Below are 18525 nucleotides of genomic sequence, written 5' to 3' on the forward strand. Positions count from 1 at the left end.
AAATTATAATGATTTAAAACTAATAATTTTATCGGGATCAGATACAGCGCCATTATTACTATCATCACCTCTTTTAATTTTATCTACAAGCTCCATGCCTTCCAAAACTTTCCCAAAAACTGTGTACTGTCTATCTAAGAAAGGAGCTGCTTTAAAACAGATAAAAAATTGACTATTTGCACTGTCAGGATCTGATGATCTTGCCATGGATAAAGTTCCTCTATCGTGTGGCACACTACTAAATTCTTGTTTTAAATCAGGTAAATCTGAGCCCCCCATACCAGCTCTTCTTAAATCAAAGTCACCAGAGTCTGAATTACCAAATTTTACGTCACCAGTTTGAGCCATAAAACCATCAATAACTCTATGAAAAACTACATTATCATATTTGCCACTATCAGCTAATTCTTTGATTCTTTTAACATGGTTTGGAGCAACGTCTTCAAATAATTCAATTTTTACATCGCCGTCTTTTAATTTTAAAATCATTATATTCTCCTGTGCTATTGATTGATTGGTAATTAAAAAAAATGAAACTAATAATAATATTAAAAATTTATTCATATTTCTCTTTTAGAGATTTAATTGTACTTTTGGTAGTAAATTTTTTTATGTCTCCATTTAATTTAACGATTTCTTTTACAAATCTAGAAGAAATTATTTGATTTTCAACATCAGACATTAAAAATATTGTTTCGATATTATTATTTAGCTTTCTATTCATTCCAGCTAATTGAAACTCATACTCAAAGTCAGATACAGCCCTTAAGCCTCTAAGAATTATATTTGATTTATATTTTTTACATAAATCTGTTGTAAGCGAGCTAAATGAAACTACTAAAATTTTTTTTTTATTAAGTTTAAGATCTTTAAATAAAGCTTTATTGACAATATCTATTCTTTCTTCAGTGCTAAATAGGTAGTTTTTATTACTCACATTCGATACACCAACAACAATTTTATCGAACAACTTTAGAGCTTTTTTAATAACATCAATATGACCATAGGTAATAGGATCAAATGTACCTGGATAAATGGCAACTTTATTCATCATATTAGATTATCATCAATCTTTATTGCAGAAACTACCTTCTCTTCTCCGGTCAATTTAATAATTCTTACACCTTGTGTGTTTCTTCCAGCGGACCTAATTTCTTTTACAGCCACTCTTATTACTCTTCCTTTGTTTGTCGATATTAAGATTTCATCACCTTCATAAACGGGAAATGATGATGTAATATTGCCATTTCTAGGTGAATTAACAATTCCAATTATACCTTTTCCACCTCGATTAGTTACTCTGTAATCAGTGTGAGATGTCTTTTTTCCAAATCCATTTTCACTTATTGCTAAAACATATTTTTCTTTAGCTTTTATTTCAGATTTTTCATCTTTAGACTTTTTGCCATTTTTTTTAGTTTTATCATTATCAATAACAGACAAAGATACTATTTGATCATTAGATGCTAACTCTATCCCCTTAATTCCTTTGGAAGATCGCCCTTTAAATACTCTTAATTTTCTTGCTTCAAATCTAATGCACTTTCCAAATTTAGTGCTTAAAATAACATCTTGATCTTCTTGACAAATTTTTACACCAACAATTTTATCATTATTGTCTAGTTTCATAGCAATTTTACCTGAAGCATTTATAGATGAAAAGTCTTCTAAACTATTCTTTCTAACTTTGCCTTGAGCTGTAGCAAAAACTATTTGATAATTTTTAGATTCAGTTTCATTTTCAGGCATTGGCATAATAGAACTTATAGATTGGTGATTTTTTAACGGTAAAATATTAAATAAAGATTTGCCTTTTGAAGTAGTTGAGCCTTCTGGAATTTTCCAGGCTTTAACTTTATAAACTAAGCCTTCTGTTGAGAAAAAAAGAACAGAGGTGTGAGTGTTTACTGATAATGTTTGTATAACAGAGTCTTGATCTCTTGTGGTAATGCCTGATTTGCCTTTACCACCTCTTTTTTGTTGCTTTACACTATCTAAAGATCCTCTTTTAATATATCCTTGAAGAGTAATAGTTATTATAACTGATTGTTTTTGAATTGTTTCCTCAATATCATAATTTAATACAGCATCTATAATTTTTGTTCTTCTTGGGACTGCAAATTTTTCCTTAATATTTTTTAATTCTTCACTTATCACTTTCAAAAGTTCTTTTTTAGACGATATAATCCTTTTAAATTTAGCAATTAACTCTGCAAGTTTTTTAATTTCAACTTCAATTTCATTAATCCCAAGTGCTGTTAATTTTTGTAATCTTAATTCTAAGATGGCTACAACCTGTGGCTCAGATAGTGAATAAAGATTTTTACTTTTTTTACCTTCTACTAGAGAAATTAATTTTTGAGTTCTATTAATTTTCCATTTTGTTTTTAAAATAGATTGTTTTGCATCATCTGGAGTTTTTGATGAACGAATAATTTTTATAATTTTATCTAAGTTTTCAACAGATACAGATAAACCTAATAGTATGTGAGCTCTTTCTTCTGCCTTTTCTAGATCAAATTTGGTTTTCTTTATAACTACGTCTTCTCTAAAAGATAGGAAATTAGATAAAAAATCTTTGAGGTTACAAGTTTTTGGTTTACCCTCCACAATAGCTAGTGTGTTAAAGCCAAAAGAACTTTCTATTTGAGTATTCTTATAAAGTTGTCGTTTAATAGTTTCCGGCTCAACTCCATTTCTTAAATCAATAGCTACTCTTATGCCCTCTCTATTAGACTCATCTCTAATATCTTTTATACCTTCAATTTTTTTCTCTCTTACTAATTGAGCAATTCTTTCGTTTAAAACTGATTTATTAACTTGGTATGGAATAGATGTTATTACCAATCTGTCTCTTCCATTTTTTAAAGATTCTGCTGATACCTCACCTCTAATTTTAAATGACCCTCTTCCATTAATATAACCCTGTTTAATAACATCTTTACCAATAATAACACCGCCAGTTGGAAAATCTGGGCCAGGAATATGTTTCATCAACTCTTTAATTTTTATATCTTTGTTTTCAATTAAAGCTAAAGTCCCGTCAATAATCTCACCTAAGTTATGAGGAGGAATACTGGTTGCCATACCAACAGCTATACCACCAGCACCGTTAACTAAAAGATTTGGATATTGTGCAGGTAAAACCGTAGGTTCTTTTTCCGTTTCATCATAATTACTTTTGTAAGAAACTGTATTTTTTTCAATGTCATCAATTAGAAATTGAGAAACTTTTGAAAGTCTTGTTTCGGTATATCTCATGGCTGCCGCAGGATCCCCATCAATTGATCCAAAATTTCCTTGGCCTTGCACTAATGGTAAGCTCATTGAAAAATCCTGGACCATTCTTACTAAAGCATCGTAAACAGATTGATCGCCATGTGGATGATATTTACCAATTACGTCACCAACAATTCTTGCAGATTTTCTAAATTGTTTTGACCAATCGTAACCACCTTTATACATTGCGTATAAAATTCTTCTGTGTACAGGTTTCAATCCATCTCTTACATCGGGTAAAGCACGACTAACAATAACGCTCATTGCATAAGATAAGTATGATGAGCTCATCTCATCATGCATTGAGATTAATTTTATATTATTATCTTTAGGTGCTTCGGTTTTTTGCATAAGTATTAAAATGGAATTTCGTCATCCATATCATTTGACACTTGAGATGAATCCTCAATATTGTTTTGTTGAGTAGTGTCATTTTGAATACCACCACCAGTGTTTCCACCACCAAGCATTGTCAAAGTTGAATTGTAACCTTGAAGAACAATTTCAGTAGAATACTTGTCTTGACCAGATTGTTCATCTTTCCATTTTCTTGTAGTTAATTGACCTTCAACATAAATTTGAGCCCCTTTTTTAAGGTATTGTTGAATAACATTAACTAAACCTTCGTTAAATACAACTACACGGTGCCATTCAGTTTTTTCTTTTTTTTCACCCGTGTTTTTGTCTTTCCAAGATTGACTTGTAGCTAAACTCAGTCTTGCTACACTTTTTCCATTAACCATTTGTTTGATCTCTGGGTCTGCGCCCAAACGACCAATTAATAATACTTTATTTAAACTTCCAGCCATAATATTTATATTTGTTAAATTTATTAATTAGATTTATATCACAATTCTTGTGAATATTAATTTTATTAACTCAAAGCAACAAAAAATATGATCAAAAAGATAGTTATTAAGGGTGCTAAAGAACACAATTTAAAGAATGTCTCTGTTGAAATCCCTAAGGATCAATTTGTTGTAATAACCGGTTTATCAGGTTCAGGAAAATCATCGTTAGCGTTCGATACTATCTATGCTGAGGGCCAAAGAAGATATGTCGAAAGTCTGTCAGCTTATGCTAGACAGTTTTTGGACAAAATGAAAAAGCCAAATGTAGACCTTATAGAAGGTTTAAGTCCTGCTATAGCAATTGAGCAAAAAAATACATCTAAAAATCCAAGGTCGACTGTTGCAACTGTAACAGAAATTTATGATTATATGAGAGTTTTATTTGCAAGAGCAGGTATCCCCTACTCTCCATTTACAGGTAAAGCTATTACTTCACAAACAATTACTCAGATAGTTGATTTAATCAAAAAGTTACCAAAAAAGTCAACAATTTTTATTTATGCTCCTGTAGTTAGGGGTCGTAAAGGTGAATATAAAAAAGATATTCTAAGTTATAAAAGAAGAGGTTTTAGAAAAATTAAAATTGACAACGTTTTATATGACATTGAAAAATCACCTAATTTAGATAAAAAACTTAAACATGATATTTCAGTACTTGTTGATAGAATTGTTTTAAATTCAAAACTAGGGAATAGATTAGCTGAAAGTGTTGAAACTGCAGTTAATCTATCTAATGGATTAATTTTTGTAGAATATGAAGATGAAACATTACCTCAAAAATTTAGAAAGACTGAAAAATTAATATATTCAACTAAATTTGCTTGTCCTGAAAGTGGTTTTACAATTGAAGAAATTGAACCAAGACTTTTCTCTTTTAATAGCCCTTATGGAGCATGCGAAGAATGTGAAGGAATAGGAATTAAACTAAATGTTGATCCAAATTTAGTTATACCAGATGATAGAAAAAGTATAGCTGATGGTGCAATTGAACCTTGGGCAAAATCTACAACTCTATATTATGCACAAACATTATCATCTATTGCAAAACATTATGGTTTTTCATTAGATGATAAATGGAAAAAACTTCCAAAAAAAATTAAAGATGTAATTTTATACGGTTCTGATGAAGAAGAAATAAAATTTAATTATGATGATGGTTATGAAAAGTATTCTCATAAGAAAACTTTTGAGGGTGTTATCAATAATCTTGAAAGAAGATTTTTAGAGTCTGATAGTGAGTGGAAAAGAGAGGCTATAGCCGAATATCAATCTGACTCTGCATGCGAAGGTTGCAACGGAGATAGGCTTAAGGAAGAGGCTTTATGTGTTAAAATTGATAATCATAATATTAGTCAAGTTACTAAAAAATCAATCCTAGACTCAGCTAAATGGTTCAAAGATTTAGAAAAAAATTTAGATAAAAGACAATTTAAAATAGCTGAACATGTACTAAAAGAAATTAATGAAAGACTAAACTTTCTATTAAATGTTGGGTTAGATTATCTAACTCTCTCGAGAGAGTCAGGAACACTTTCTGGTGGTGAGGCACAAAGGATAAGATTAGCTTCACAGATTGGATCAGGATTAACTGGAGTTTTATATGTCCTTGATGAACCATCAATCGGTTTACATCAAAAAGATAATGTAAAACTTATTGACGCACTTAAAAGACTTCGAGATTTAGGTAATACAGTAATTGTTGTAGAACATGACACTGAAACTATGGAAAATGCAGATCACATTATTGATATGGGTCCAGAAGCTGGGACAAACGGTGGAGAAATAACAGCTCAGGGAACATATGATGAAATTAAAAAAAATAAAAATAGCATTACAGGCCAATATTTATCTAATAAAAAAATTATTGAAATTCCTACAACTCGTCGGTTAGCTAAAAATGGTAGATTTGTGGAAGTTATTGGAGCTAGTGGAAATAACCTTAATAATGTTAATCTTAAAATCCCAACAGGTAGTTTCACATGTATAACAGGAGTTTCTGGAAGTGGTAAATCCACATTGATATTACAAACACTATATCATGCTTTAAATTTAACACTTAATAATAAGGCAAGAAAAGTTCCTAAAGCGTTTAAAAGTTATAAGGGTGTTGAATTAATAGATAAAATTATTGATATAGATCAATCTCCTATAGGAAGAACACCAAGATCAAATCCAGCTACTTATACGGGTGCTTTTGGTCCAATTAGAGATTGGTTTACTAGTTTACCTGAATCAAAAACAAGAGGTTACAAACCAGGTAGATTTTCTTTCAATGTTAAAGGGGGAAGATGTGAAGCTTGTGAGGGTGATGGAGTTATTACATATGAGATGCATTTTTTACCCGATGTTTACATTCAGTGTGATGAGTGTAAAGGAACAAGATACAATAGAGAAACTCTTGAAATTAAATTTAAGGATAAAAGCATTGCAGATGTTTTGGATATGTCTGTTGATGAAGGTTGTGAATATTTTGAAAATATATCTAATATTAAAACTAAACTTTTAACTCTTAAAAAAGTAGGTCTAGGTTATATAAAGATTGGTCAACAAGCGACAACTCTTTCAGGTGGTGAGGCTCAAAGGATAAAGCTTGCAAAAGAACTTTCCAAACGATCTACTGGACGAACAATGTATATACTTGATGAGCCAACTACAGGACTTCATCAACATGATATAAAAAAATTATTAGAAATACTTCATACTTTTGTTAAACTAGGAAATACCGTTGTTGTTATTGAGCATAATTTGGACGTGATTAAAACAGCTGATTATATTGTTGATATGGGTCCTGAAGGTGGCGTAAAGGGTGGGAATATTATTGCTGAAGGTAAGCCAGAAGATGTATGTAAGGTCGCAGGTAGTTATACAGGTCAATTTTTAAAACCATTATTAAAATAATCTTTTAAAAGAGTGTTAAAATTATTTTCAATTTAGTGTATAAGTAACAAGAATCATGAGCAATTTATTATCATCATTATCCAAAACAGTTCACGCTTCTTTAGCTTTAGCGATTTTATTATTTTTAGGTTTATTTTATTTAAATGATGGTTTTGCTTTTGATACACTTTTCTGGAGCTGGATGTTTAGATATATACATGTGGTTGTTGCAATTATGTGGATTGGTTTGCTCTGGTACTTCAATTTTGTTCAAATTCCAAATATGGGTAAAATACCTGATGAACAAAAACCTGCTATTGGAAAAGTAATAGCTCCAGCAGCATTATTCTATTTTAGATGGGCTGCAGCACTAACTGTTTTATCTGGTTTAGTTTTAGCGTTATTAAACGGTTACCTTCATGATGCTATGACTTTAAGTATTGGATCAGGAATACCAAAACATACAGCAATTGGTATAGGGATGTGGCTTGGTGTTATTATGGCATTTAATGTTTGGTTTATAATTTGGCCCAATCAAAAAAGAGCTTTGGGCATTGTAGAATGTGAACCAGAACTAAAAGCTAAATCTGCAAAAATGGCAATGTTGTTTTCTAGAACTAATACATTACTATCTTTACCAATGCTACTTGCAATGGTTGCAGCTCAAAACTTATACTAATTTTTAATTATTATTATCGTCGTCTTCTCTTAAAACTGTTTTTTGTGATACTTTAAGTCTCACTAAAACTGTATTAGCAATATAAATTGAAGAATAAGTTCCAAATACTACACCAAGGATCATTGCTAAAGAAAAGCCTTTTAAAACTTCACCACCAAAAAAATAAATTGCTAATAAAGCTAACAATGTAGTTGCAGAAGTTATTATTGTTCTTGATAAAGTTTCGTTAATTGAAATATTTGTTAATTCAAAAATCTTAATGTCAGAATATTTTCTTAAATTTTCTCTAACACGGTCAAAAATTACAACCGTATCATTCATTGAATACCCAACAATGGTTAAAACTGCAGCAATTATAGATAAATTAATTTCAAGACTAAATAAAGAAAACACTCCTAATGTAACTATAACATCATGAAATAAAGCTAAAATTGCACCTAAACTAAATTGCCATTCAAATCTAATCCAAATATAAAATAGCATTATTGCTAATGACAGTGAGATTGCTATCACACCAGATTTTAATAATTCAGCACTAACTTTTGGTCCAACATTTTCAACTCTTCTAAAGTTAAAATTATTACCAAATGATTTATCTAGGTTTGTTTTAATTTCTTCAATTATATTCTTTTTATTGTCTTTGTTCTCAAATTTAATGAGATAATCAGTTTCATTACCAAATTTTTTAACCGATATATCTCCTAAATTCATTTGACTAAATTTATCTCTTAAAGTAGTAACATTTATTTTTGTGTCAGTTGATCTTAATTCAATTAAGGTTCCACCTTTAAAATCAATACCAAAATTAAGACCTTTAAAAATTAATAAGATTAGTGATATGGTTATTAACAATGTTGAAACAATATTAAAGTGGTTATAAAACTTATTAAAAGCAATCATTAAATTAATTTCTCCTTATCCCTATTCCTTGATACATAAATACTGGTAAACAATCTTGCTATAAAATAAACTGAAAAAAGAGTTGTAAAAATTCCAATACCTAGAGTTACAGAAAATCCTTTTACAGGACCTGAGCCCATGAAAAAAAGAATAACAGCCGCAAGTAAAGTGGTAATATTGGCATCTATAATTGCAGTTTTTGATTTAGTATAGCCTGTATCAAAAGCTATAATATTATTTTTTTCGTCTTTTAATTCTTCTTTAATTCTTTCAAAAATTAAAACATTTGCATCAACAGCCATACCAACTGTTAATATTATTCCTGCTATTCCAGGTAAAGTTAGAGTTGCCTCAAATAAAGTTAGAATACCTAGTAGGATAAATAGATTTATAATCAATGTAACGTTGGTAATTAAGCCAAAAAATTTGTATTTAATAAACATGAACAAAATGACCAGAAGAAAACCTATGGTTAAAGCTATCATTCCAGCATTTATAGAATCTTGTCCTAAATCTGGGCCAACAGTTCTTTCTTCAATAATATTTAATGGTGCAGGTAAAGCACCTGATCTTAGCAATAACGCTAAATCTGTTGCAGATTGAAAAGTAAATCCACCACTTATTTGACCTGAGCCACTAGCAATTGTATCTCTTATAACTGGAGCACTTATAATCTTACCGTCTAAAACTATAGCGAGTTGTTTTCCAATACCAGTAGATGTTGCTTTGCCAAATCTTTTAGCCCCTACTCTATCAAGTGAAAATGAAACTATTGTTTGATTATTTTGGGTATCCATTTGAGGTTGAGCATCAAGAAGATTTTCTCCACTTATTATAATTCGCTTACTTACAGTTGCTTCCTCAATTCCGTCCTCATATTTTAATTTCTCTACACCAAAGTTGTCATTTTCATTACTAGTAACAAATCTAAAAGTTAAATTAGCAGTTTTTCCTAAAAGTGATTTCACTCTCATAGGATCATCTAGACCTGGCAACTCTACTAAAATTCGATTATTGCCTCTTTTCAATATGTTAGGTTCGTTTGTACCAACCTCATCAATTCTTCGTCTAACAATCTCTATGGCTTGATCTTGAGATGAGGTTTTAAGAGCAATTAAACCTTGCTTAGAAAAACTCACCTTAAAGTTAATACCAGTCTCTTCAATTACTAATTGATGTGACTTAAATCTTGGGTAATATGGGTTTATATCACTTTCTTGATCGGTAAACGTATCTACTATTAACTGTTTACTTTTATCATCGACACTAAAAAAAATATTTTTATCCTCAATTTTGATATTATTAATCTTAATGTCTTTTTCTTTAAAATAATTTTTGATAGTTGTGGATAAATTTTGAAGTTTTTGTTCGACAACAGGAGCATTATCAATTTCTAGTAATAGATATGAGCCACCTTGAAGATCTAACCCTAAATTAATCTTTTTATCAAAAAAACTATCGTCAACTTTAAATAAATTAGATAATGCAATTAAGATAAATAAAAGTGAAAAAATTGTAACTGATAAAATACGTAACTTAGAAAAATAAAGCACTTAATCTTAAATTAATTATTTTTTTACTTCTTGAGTAGCGTTTAGCAGACCTTGGATACCAGTAGCTTTAACTATTTCAACTTTAACATTATCAGCAATCTCAACTTCAACTTTATCGCTGTCTATTAATCTTTCAACAGTTCCTGTTATTCCGCCAGAGGTAATTACTTTATCCCCTCTTTTTAAATTTTCGACCATTGCCTTATGTTCTTTAACTTTTTTTTGCTGAGGTCTTATTAAGAAAAAATAAAAAATAACAAAAATTAAAATTAACGGTATAAATTGTCCTATTCCTGAACCTTCCATAAATCTCCTTATAAATTAGCTGAATTATTATACTATCTTATTGATGAAAACAACTTTATTTCAATGAAATTAATTTCAAATTGTTCATATAGGGTCTTAAAACTTTTGGCACAATAATAGATCCATCTTTTTGTTGATAGTTTTCTAAAACAGCAATTAAGGTTCTTCCAACAGCTAAACCACTACCATTTAATGTGCCAACAAAAATTGTTTCCTTAGTTTCGTTTTTATATCTGGTTTTCATTCTTTGTGCTTGAAATGTTGAGCATGAGGAACAAGATGAAATTTCACGATATTTATTTTCTGATGGAAGCCATACTTCTATATCGTAAGTCTTTTCTGCACTAAAACCCATATCACCTGAACATAAAATTACTTTTCTATATGGTAATTCTAATTTATCTAAAATATCAGTTGCACAGTTAGTCATTCTTTCAAGTTCTTCTAAACAATTTTCTTTTTCAACAATGCTAACCATTTCAACTTTATAAAATTGATGCTGTCTAATCATTCCCTTGGTGTCTTTTCCATAACTGCCTGCTTCTTTTCTAAAACATGGTGTTGATGCAACAAATCTCATTGGAAGACTTTTACGATCTATAATTTTATCTTTAACCATATTGGTTAAAATAACTTCAGCAGTTGGAATTAGAAATTTTCTATCAGAAGCTTCATCAAATTTAATTTCAAATTGATCATTTTCAAATTTAGGAAGTTGTCCAGTTCCAAACATTGTATTGTCCGATGCAATTAAAGGAGGTGAGATTTCCTGATACTCATTTTGATTAACATGTGTATCAAGCATAAAATTTGATAACGCTCTCTCTAATAGAGCTAATTTATTTTTAACAAAAACAAATCTTGAACCTGTAGTTTTTGTTGCAAGATCAAAATCAAGCATGTCTAAGTTCTCACCAAGTTCATAATGTGATTTTGGAGTAAAATCAAAATTAGGTACCTTGCCAGATTTTGAAACTTCAATATTATCATTTTCATCCTTGCCATTTGGAACATCAGGATGGGGAATGTTGGGAATATTTGATAAGAAATTTTCTAATTCAATTTTAATTTTTTTTTGTTTATCAGACACTTTTTCCAATTCAGAAGAAATTTCTTTTGATTTTTTAAATAGACTTTCGTCTTTCGATTTTGAAATATCTTTTTTTTCCTTTTCTAAAGCTTCTTTTTTTTGAATTAAATCTCTATTTTGTTCATCTAATTTTTGCAAATTATTGAAATCAATTTTAAGAGATCTTTTTTCAAGAGACTTTTCAAAATTTGAAAAATCTTTTCTTATTTCTTTTAAATTATGCATCAGAATCTTTTAAATTTTTTTTTTCTATAAATTTTACTGAAAATATTGATAATTCATATAAAATTAATAGTGGAATTGCTAAACCAATTTGAGTTATTGGATCAGGTGGGGTTAATAAAGCTGCGGCAGCAAAAATGATTACCACAACATATTTTCTTCTTTCTTTTAAAAACTGACTATCAACAATGCCTACTCTAGCTAATAGACTAAGAACTACTGGCAATTGAAAACTAATACCAAATGCAAAAATTAATTTCATTACTAAAGATAAATACTCATTAACTTTAGCTTCAAGTTGGATTGGTAAGCTAGTTGATAGACCGGTACTCTCAAAGGATAGAAAAAACTTAATCGCTAATGGCATAATTAAATAATAAACTAACATGCCACCAAGAAAAAAAAGAATGGGTGTTAAAATTAAATAAGGAGCAATTGCTATTTTTTCGTGTTTATAAAGACCGGGTGCAATAAATTTCCATATCTGCATAAATATGAACGGGCATGTTACAAAGAAAGCTGTAAAAAATGACACTTTTAAATAAGTTAAAAAAGTTTCTTGAAGTGCTGTAAAAATTAATCTTCTTTCAGAACCATCATCTTTGACAGCTTTTGCATATGGATCAACTAAAAAACCATATATATGTTCAGCAAAAAAATAGCATCCAATAAAAAATATAAATAGAAATATAAAACTATGGATAAGTCTTTTTCTTAATTCTGTTAAGTGACTTACAAAGCCACCTTCGTTATCTTCATTATTCATCTATTTTATTTTCTTCTTTAATTTTATTATTTTTTTCATCTTCTATATCAATGTTAGAAACTTCGTTTTGGATATCACTTACATATCTTTTGGCAGTGCCGATCCACGATCCTACTTTTTTTAACATTACGGGAAAATCTTTTGGTCCAAGAACTATTATGGCAATAGCTACAACAATTAAAATTTCAAACCAACCAATAGTAGGCATGTAATTTAATCTTTATTATTTGAGTCTTTGTTTTCTTCAGAAATATTTTTTGGCTCTGTGTCATCAGTTATGTCTGATGCCATTCCTTTTTTGAAACTTTTTATACCTTTAGCAACATCGCCCATTAAACTAGATATTTTTCCACGACCAAATAATAAAACCACTAATATTACTACTATTGCTATTTGCCAAATTCCTATGCTCATAAAAACTTATAACCTTTTTATGATTGATTTAAAAGTGACTTTTTTATGAATCTTTTTCTTCTTCATCTAGGGTGCTATTTAACATTTCATCAATATTAGAATAGATATCCTCTTTTTTTTCATCTTGTTTTTCTTTAAAAAATTTACCAGAACCAAAAATTGCATTATCAACACTTGAACTATCAATTAAACCAGCAGCGCCTAATTCGTCTACAGTTGGAAGATCAGATAATTTTTGTAAATTAAAGTGACTTAAAAAACCATCAGTTGTTAAATATTGAATTGGTTTACCTGGCACATCTTTTCTTCCACCAGGTTTCACCCAATCTAATTCCATTAGTATCTCTAAAGTATTAGTACCAAATGCAACGCCTCTTATTTCCTCTATCTCAGCTCTAGTCACAGGTTGATGGTAAACTATGATGGCTAAAGTCTCTACTGCTGCTCTTGATAATTTTTTTTCAACAGTTTTTTCTTGTGTCATTAAACTAGAAAGTTTAGGTGAAGTTCTAAAGGACCACTTATCTTTAATACAAACTAAATTAATACCTCGATTGGAATATTCTTGTTGTAATTTTTCTAGTGATTTAACGACATTTGTTTTTTTAGAGATCTTACTTTCTATAGTATCAACATCTAAAGGTTCTGCTGCTGCAAAAATTACTGCTTCTATTTGTTTTTCAAGATCTGTTAACTTAGAAGGGAATTTAACCACATTATTTTTTACAGCTTTTTCTTTTTTAATCATTTACTTCCTTAATATAAACATCATCAAATAAATTATCCTGTTTTATTGAAAGATTACCCTCCTTAACCAATTCTAGAGAACCTGCAAAAATTCCAGCTTTACCAGTTCTTTTATACCTTGATCCACTTTTAAAGTTTTCAGGAATCAAATCATCAATATTTTTCCAATCCATTAGTTTACCAAGGAATTGTTTTATTGTTTTTATACCATCTTCAGTAGTGAACACTGGTAATTTTGGAATATTAATTCTCTGAAAATCTTTTGTCATTATTATTGTGGAATATGATTTTAGTAACTCAAATAAACTCAAATTATATTCTGAACTATAAATAGATCTTATATTCCCTTTGATACCACGAGTTCTTATTTCTCTACCTAACCTTTTTCTTTTAAGCATTTGTTCAGATAACAATCTTATAAGCTCTAATTTTTTAAGCTGTAATTTTAATTTATCCGCAACTTCTTGAACTTTAAATTCTTCTTCAGGAGTACCAGGTAATAATAATTTTGACTTAAGATAAGCTAACCATGTTGCCATCAATAGATATTCAGAAGCTATCTCTAAATTCAAATCTTTCTCTTTTGTTATATAATCATGAAATTGATCTGCTAATTTGGTTATTGATATTTCTTCTAAATCAACTTTTTGTGCCTTAGCTAAATCTAATAGGACATCTAAAGGTCCATTATAATTGTTTATATCAACATTAAATAAAACAGAATCACTTTCAGACATAGTAAGATATTAGCTTAAAATTTTGTAAAATTGTGATGTTTTTTTTATTATAAAAGAACTTATTAAAGGTGAATTGTTGGCAACAATTTCCATTTCTTTGAAATTTCCATTACAATGTAGTGCTAGATTACAACCAGCTTTGAAACACTTTATTGTATTAATCTTAATATTTTCTTTTAAGCTCTTCATAGACAAATCATCTGAAATTAAAATGTTCTTAAAACCAATTACTTTCCTAATGTAATTAATAATTTTTTTTGAGTGAGTTACTGTATTCGTCTTATCTAATTTTTCATATACAACGTGACCCGTCATAGCAAAAAAGCTTTTTTTATTTTTAAAAGGATAAAAATCATTTTTATCTAGATATTTAACTGATTTTTTAATAATTGGAGTAAAGTTGTGACTATCCACTTTGGCCAAACCATGACCTGGTATATGCTTAATGATAGTGCCAATAGAGTTTTCATGAAATAATTTTATGCATAAATCCCCCATTTTTGAGACTGTATTTTTATTTTTAGAAAAAGATCTGTTTCCAATTATATTGCTCGATCCATGAACTCGAAGATCTAGAACTGGCACTGTGTTGATGTTTGCACCAATCAACTTTAGTAAAAAAGCTGTTTTATCAACAAATAATTTATAGATAATATTTAATTTCATTTTATCTTTTTCAAATAAGTTTCCAAAATATTCAGAAGTTAAATTATCAAATGAAATTATTCTATTTAATCTGTTAACTCTACCTCCTTCTTGATCAATTAATATAGGATATTTTTTATCCTTAAAAATTTTTTTAATATTGTTTGTAAGATTTTTAGTTTGTTGAATTGTGTTAATGTTTCTTGAAAATAATATTACACCCCAAGGTCTGTGCTTTTGTAAAAAATTTTTTTCTCTATTGGATAATTTGTATGATTTTAAACCAACAATGAACGCTTTTCTATTATTAATCATTTTCTAAAAGATTCCAAAAATTAAATTTTTTTTTCTTTTTTTTATTAGTTTGTTTTACATATTCTATTATATCTTGAGTGTCATTTTCTAGAATTGGTAAATCTTTTGAATAAACTTTAATTTTTTCATCAATATTTTTGTAAGCACGGTAGGATTTTTTAATATTTTCATCTGAAAAATAATATTTACCAGTAAAAAAAAGAAATAAACTTATTACGGTTATAAAAATTAAATATTTAATTTCTTTTAACATTACATTTTTTCTGGAGTATCAACTCCAACAATATTCATACCTGATTTAATAACGTTAGATATTGCTTTTAAAAAAACTAATTTATCCGGGGATATATTTTTTTGATCGTTAATAAATCTTTTTTCTGGTTGTTGTTTACCTAAATTCCAATACGAATGAAATTCTGATGCTAGTTCATATAAATAAACCGGAATACGATGTGGTTCTAGTTTTGTGCTAGCAGCATCAATGCATTTTGGCCATTGCGACACCTTTTTTAATATCTTAATTTCTTCATGTGAATATTCAAATTTATAATTATCTATTTTAACATCTATATTCAAATCTTTGCTAAGGTGTCTAAAGACAGATGAAATTCTTGCATAACAATACTGAACATAATAAAGTGGATTATCTTTAGATTTTTCTTTTACTGCATCAAAATCAAAATCTAGCTCAACATCGCTACTTCTATTAAGCATTATAAATCTCGTAGCATCTTTACCTACTTCATCAACTAAATCATCAACTGTTATGTAGTCACCTTTTCTTTTTGACATTTTAAAAGGTTTATTGTCTTTGATAAGTTTTACAAGTTGGCTAATTTTACAAATTAATTTATTTTTGGTACCTGACAAAGCATCAACAGAAGAAGAAATTCTTTTAATATAACCAGCATGATCTGCTCCTAAAATATTGATTAAATGATCAAAATTTCTATCAACTTTATTTTTATGATAAGCAACATCACTTGCAAAATATGTCCATGTACCATCAGATTTTTGTAAGGCTCTATCTTTATCATCACCAAAATCTGTTGATTTAAATAATAACTGCTCTCTCTCAACCCAATTCTTGTTATCTTCACCTGCTGGAGCTTTTATTTTACCTTTATATACGTACTTACTGGCTTCTAAAAATTTGATCACTTTTTCAACTTCATTGTTTAATACAATACTTTTCTCGCTAACAAAATTATCATGCTTAATTCCTAAACTTTTTAAATTTTTCTTAATTAAAAATAATGCTTGCTCTATAGATAATGCAGTTAATTTATCTACAATTTCATCATAATTCTCAAAGTTAATATCTGAATTTGATGAAACAATATTCTTTGCAAAATCAGCCAAGTAATCACCAGGATATAAATCTGGATTATCGCTAGGAAAAGGTTCTTTAAATATAACTTCACGAATTCTAAAATAAACAGATTTTGTATAATTTATAATTTGGTTACCATAATCATTTACATAATATTCTTTAGTAACTTTATGTTTATTAAAAATTAATACATTAGAGATTACATCGCCTAATATAGCGCCACGACAATGGCCGACGTGTAAGGGTCCTGTTGGGTTAGCTGAAACAAACTCTACTAAATAATTAAGTTTTTTTTCTTTTGCATTAACACCAAAGTTTTTTGCATTAGTAATAATTTCTTGAATAAAATTTGTCCAAAATAAAGGTTTAAACTTAATATTAATAAATCCTGGTTTCACAATTGTAATATTTTCAATTAGTGGATCTTTATCTTTAATAACAGGAGATATTTGTCCAGCTAAATCAATTGGCGATTTTTTATTTAATTTTGAAAGCACCATTGCAACATTTGTTGAAATATCACAATCAAATTGTTCTGGTGGAATTTCTGCATTAATTCCATTTAAAGTTTCTGGAATAATTAATTCCCCTTGTTTATTAAGATCAATTAAGATTGATTTAATTTTGTCTATGTATGACTCAAAAATATTCATTTATAATTGTTATATAGGTTAATAGCATAACGATCTGTCATACCTGAAATAAAATCTGAAATAGCTCTAAATTTATCTATAGTCAATTGATCTTTTGAAAGAAATTTTCTAGGATTAGATTTGATTATATTAAATAATTTTTTAACAATCACTTTACCTCTTTGATTTTTCCTTAGAACTGATTTATTATTATACATTTTAGTTCTTAAAAAAAATCTAATTTCTTTTTCTGAATTCTGCAATTTGTCTGAAAAACCAACTACTAATTGATCTATTTTAGCAACATCTTTTACAGATTTAACTTTAAACACTTTTATATTTTTTTGTGTGTTAACCAATAAATCCTTGATCATTAAATCAATTGAGTCTCTAATTATTTGATAAGTGGCTATTTTATAATTTTTTTTATTAATCTTATTTTTATACTTAAAATAAATTGATTTAAAAAAGTCTATTTCAACGAGCTCTTCTAATTTAAACAAATTAGCTTTAATTCCATCTTGTATGTCATGATTATTGTAAGCAATATCATCTGAAATTGCTGAAATTTGAGCTTCTAAAGATGCGTAAGTGTTAAAATTAATTTTACCCTTAAAAGTTTTCAAACCAATCAAACTATTTACCAAGGCTGTATCTTCAACAGGACCATTATGTTTTAATAGCCCTTCTAAGGTCTCAACAGATAAATTAAGGCCTTTAAATTTGAAATACTTATTCTCTAAGAACATAACTATTCTTAATGTTTGAAGATTATGATCAAAACCACCATAATTTCCCATACATTCATTTAAAGCGTCTTCACCAGCATGTCCAAAAGGTGTGTGGCCTAAATCGTGAGCGAGACTTAATGTTTCGGCTAAATCTTCATTTAAGTTTAGATATTTTGCAATAGATCTAGCTATTTGTGCAACCTCAATAGAATGAGTAATTCTTGTTCTAAAATGATCTCCTTCTGTATTCACAAATACTTGAGTTTTATGTTTCAATCTTCTAAACGATGCACTGTGAATAATTCTATCTCTGTCTCTTTGAAAAGGTGATCGATACTTTGATGTGGGTTCTTTACTAAGTCTACCCTTACTTTTAAATACGCCTAACAAAGTGTGTTTTTTCATCCTTTAATTTAAATAATTAAGTATTATATTAGTAATATCAGTG

General features: G+C 28.7%; 19 protein-coding genes. 2 read left to right on the forward strand and 17 right to left on the reverse strand.

Annotated elements, in window-relative coordinates:
• Positions 1-3: 3 nt before the first annotated feature.
• The 4 genes from ACIJYI_RS03435 to ssb are packed head-to-tail and all read right to left on the reverse strand — an operon-like array spanning position 4 to position 4088.
• Complete coding sequence (locus ACIJYI_RS03435) at positions 4-564, reverse strand: peptidylprolyl isomerase (RefSeq protein ID WP_435114700.1); 561 nt, start codon at positions 562-564, stop codon at positions 4-6.
• Positions 557-1051, reverse strand: coding sequence for a pantetheine-phosphate adenylyltransferase (coaD, locus tag ACIJYI_RS03440; RefSeq protein ID WP_435091206.1), 495 nt, complete (start codon positions 1049-1051; stop codon positions 557-559). Before coaD ends, ACIJYI_RS03435 begins: the two co-directional genes overlap by 8 nt.
• The gene (gene gyrA / locus ACIJYI_RS03445) at positions 1051-3630 is read right to left on the reverse strand and encodes a DNA gyrase subunit A (protein WP_435114701.1); all 2580 of its coding nucleotides are present in this window, start codon (positions 3628-3630) and stop codon (positions 1051-1053) included. The genes coaD and gyrA overlap by 1 nt, the downstream gene beginning before the upstream one ends.
• 5 nt (positions 3631-3635) lie before the next feature.
• Entirely contained in the window at positions 3636-4088 is a 453-nt protein-coding gene (ssb, locus tag ACIJYI_RS03450; protein ID WP_271522095.1) for a single-stranded DNA-binding protein, read from the reverse strand.
• A gap of 87 nt (positions 4089-4175) precedes the next feature.
• Here ssb and uvrA point away from each other — a divergent pair, with 87 nt between their 5' ends.
• A complete protein-coding gene (gene uvrA / locus ACIJYI_RS03455) occupies positions 4176-7028 on the forward strand; it encodes an excinuclease ABC subunit UvrA (RefSeq protein ID WP_435114702.1) in 2853 nt (950 codons plus the stop codon).
• Between the two features lie 55 nt (positions 7029-7083).
• On the forward strand, positions 7084-7686 hold the full coding sequence (locus tag ACIJYI_RS03460; protein WP_435114703.1) for a urate hydroxylase PuuD: 603 nt from the start codon (positions 7084-7086) through the stop codon (positions 7684-7686).
• A 3-nt stretch (positions 7687-7689) separates the two neighbouring features.
• On the opposite strand, the gene secF is transcribed toward ACIJYI_RS03460, so the two are convergent.
• From secF to ACIJYI_RS03525, 13 genes are read right to left on the reverse strand one after another with little or no spacing between them, the layout of a single operon-like run.
• On the reverse strand, positions 7690-8586 hold the full coding sequence (secF, locus tag ACIJYI_RS03465) for a protein translocase subunit SecF (RefSeq protein ID WP_435114704.1): 897 nt from the start codon (positions 8584-8586) through the stop codon (positions 7690-7692).
• Complete coding sequence (secD, locus tag ACIJYI_RS03470) at positions 8586-10139, reverse strand: protein translocase subunit SecD (protein ID WP_435114705.1); 1554 nt, start codon at positions 10137-10139, stop codon at positions 8586-8588. Before secD ends, secF begins: the two co-directional genes overlap by 1 nt.
• Positions 10140-10154: 15 nt before the next feature.
• Positions 10155-10445, reverse strand: coding sequence for a preprotein translocase subunit YajC (yajC, locus tag ACIJYI_RS03475; RefSeq protein ID WP_435114706.1), 291 nt, complete (start codon positions 10443-10445; stop codon positions 10155-10157).
• 55 nt (positions 10446-10500) lie between these two features.
• Entirely contained in the window at positions 10501-11760 is a 1260-nt protein-coding gene (gene serS, locus ACIJYI_RS03480; RefSeq protein WP_435114707.1) for a serine--tRNA ligase, read from the reverse strand.
• Positions 11753-12523: a twin-arginine translocase subunit TatC gene (gene tatC / locus ACIJYI_RS03485; RefSeq protein WP_435114708.1), complete on the reverse strand. Its 771-nt coding sequence runs from the start codon at positions 12521-12523 to the stop codon at positions 11753-11755. Before tatC ends, serS begins: the two co-directional genes overlap by 8 nt.
• Positions 12516-12731, reverse strand: coding sequence for a Sec-independent protein translocase protein TatB (gene tatB, locus ACIJYI_RS03490; RefSeq protein ID WP_435114709.1), 216 nt, complete (start codon positions 12729-12731; stop codon positions 12516-12518). Before tatB ends, tatC begins: the two co-directional genes overlap by 8 nt.
• Positions 12732-12736: 5 nt before the next feature.
• Entirely contained in the window at positions 12737-12937 is a 201-nt protein-coding gene (gene tatA, locus ACIJYI_RS03495) for a twin-arginine translocase TatA/TatE family subunit (protein WP_435091221.1), read from the reverse strand.
• Between the two features lie 43 nt (positions 12938-12980).
• Positions 12981-13685, reverse strand: coding sequence for an SMC-Scp complex subunit ScpB (gene scpB / locus ACIJYI_RS03500; protein ID WP_435114710.1), 705 nt, complete (start codon positions 13683-13685; stop codon positions 12981-12983).
• Complete coding sequence (locus ACIJYI_RS03505) at positions 13678-14421, reverse strand: segregation and condensation protein A (RefSeq protein WP_435114711.1); 744 nt, start codon at positions 14419-14421, stop codon at positions 13678-13680. The genes scpB and ACIJYI_RS03505 overlap by 8 nt, the downstream gene beginning before the upstream one ends.
• 9 nt (positions 14422-14430) lie before the next feature.
• Positions 14431-15381 (reverse strand): glycoside hydrolase family 3 N-terminal domain-containing protein, encoded by a 951-nt coding sequence (locus ACIJYI_RS03510; protein WP_435114712.1) that lies wholly within the window; start codon positions 15379-15381, stop codon positions 14431-14433.
• The gene (locus ACIJYI_RS03515) at positions 15374-15634 is read right to left on the reverse strand and encodes a hypothetical protein (RefSeq protein WP_435114713.1); all 261 of its coding nucleotides are present in this window, start codon (positions 15632-15634) and stop codon (positions 15374-15376) included. Before ACIJYI_RS03515 ends, ACIJYI_RS03510 begins: the two co-directional genes overlap by 8 nt.
• Positions 15634-17367: an arginine--tRNA ligase gene (gene argS / locus ACIJYI_RS03520; protein ID WP_435114714.1), complete on the reverse strand. Its 1734-nt coding sequence runs from the start codon at positions 17365-17367 to the stop codon at positions 15634-15636. Before argS ends, ACIJYI_RS03515 begins: the two co-directional genes overlap by 1 nt.
• Positions 17364-18482: a deoxyguanosinetriphosphate triphosphohydrolase gene (locus ACIJYI_RS03525; protein WP_435114715.1), complete on the reverse strand. Its 1119-nt coding sequence runs from the start codon at positions 18480-18482 to the stop codon at positions 17364-17366. Before ACIJYI_RS03525 ends, argS begins: the two co-directional genes overlap by 4 nt.
• Between the last annotated feature and the right edge of the window lie 43 nt (positions 18483-18525).

The organism is Candidatus Pelagibacter bacterium nBUS_36 (genome assembly GCF_051201215.1).
Taxonomy (GTDB): Bacteria; Pseudomonadota; Alphaproteobacteria; order Pelagibacterales; family Pelagibacteraceae; genus Pelagibacter.

Excerpts from the sequence above, each read along its gene's own strand:
- gyrA (WP_435114701.1), bottom strand. The coding sequence starts at position 3,630 with ATGCAAAAAACCGAAGCACCTAAAGATAATAATATAAAATTAATCTCA.
- serS (WP_435114707.1), bottom strand. The coding sequence starts at position 11,760 with ATGCATAATTTAAAAGAAATAAGAAAAGATTTTTCAAATTTTGAAAAG.
- argS (WP_435114714.1), bottom strand. The coding sequence starts at position 17,367 with ATGAATATTTTTGAGTCATACATAGACAAAATTAAATCAATCTTAATT.
- ACIJYI_RS03510 (WP_435114712.1), bottom strand. The coding sequence starts at position 15,381 with ATGATTAATAATAGAAAAGCGTTCATTGTTGGTTTAAAATCATACAAA.
- secF (WP_435114704.1), bottom strand. The coding sequence starts at position 8,586 with ATGATTGCTTTTAATAAGTTTTATAACCACTTTAATATTGTTTCAACA.
- ACIJYI_RS03460 (WP_435114703.1), top strand. The coding sequence starts at position 7,084 with ATGAGCAATTTATTATCATCATTATCCAAAACAGTTCACGCTTCTTTA.
- yajC (WP_435114706.1), bottom strand. The coding sequence starts at position 10,445 with ATGGAAGGTTCAGGAATAGGACAATTTATACCGTTAATTTTAATTTTT.
- coaD (WP_435091206.1), bottom strand. The coding sequence starts at position 1,051 with ATGAATAAAGTTGCCATTTATCCAGGTACATTTGATCCTATTACCTAT.
- ACIJYI_RS03515 (WP_435114713.1), bottom strand. The coding sequence starts at position 15,634 with ATGTTAAAAGAAATTAAATATTTAATTTTTATAACCGTAATAAGTTTA.
- tatC (WP_435114708.1), bottom strand. The coding sequence starts at position 12,523 with ATGAATAATGAAGATAACGAAGGTGGCTTTGTAAGTCACTTAACAGAA.
- ACIJYI_RS03435 (WP_435114700.1), bottom strand. The coding sequence starts at position 564 with ATGAATAAATTTTTAATATTATTATTAGTTTCATTTTTTTTAATTACC.
- uvrA (WP_435114702.1), top strand. The coding sequence starts at position 4,176 with ATGATCAAAAAGATAGTTATTAAGGGTGCTAAAGAACACAATTTAAAG.
- scpB (WP_435114710.1), bottom strand. The coding sequence starts at position 13,685 with ATGATTAAAAAAGAAAAAGCTGTAAAAAATAATGTGGTTAAATTCCCT.
- tatB (WP_435114709.1), bottom strand. The coding sequence starts at position 12,731 with ATGCCTACTATTGGTTGGTTTGAAATTTTAATTGTTGTAGCTATTGCC.
- ssb (WP_271522095.1), bottom strand. The coding sequence starts at position 4,088 with ATGGCTGGAAGTTTAAATAAAGTATTATTAATTGGTCGTTTGGGCGCA.
- ACIJYI_RS03525 (WP_435114715.1), bottom strand. The coding sequence starts at position 18,482 with ATGAAAAAACACACTTTGTTAGGCGTATTTAAAAGTAAGGGTAGACTT.
- ACIJYI_RS03505 (WP_435114711.1), bottom strand. The coding sequence starts at position 14,421 with ATGTCTGAAAGTGATTCTGTTTTATTTAATGTTGATATAAACAATTAT.
- tatA (WP_435091221.1), bottom strand. The coding sequence starts at position 12,937 with ATGAGCATAGGAATTTGGCAAATAGCAATAGTAGTAATATTAGTGGTT.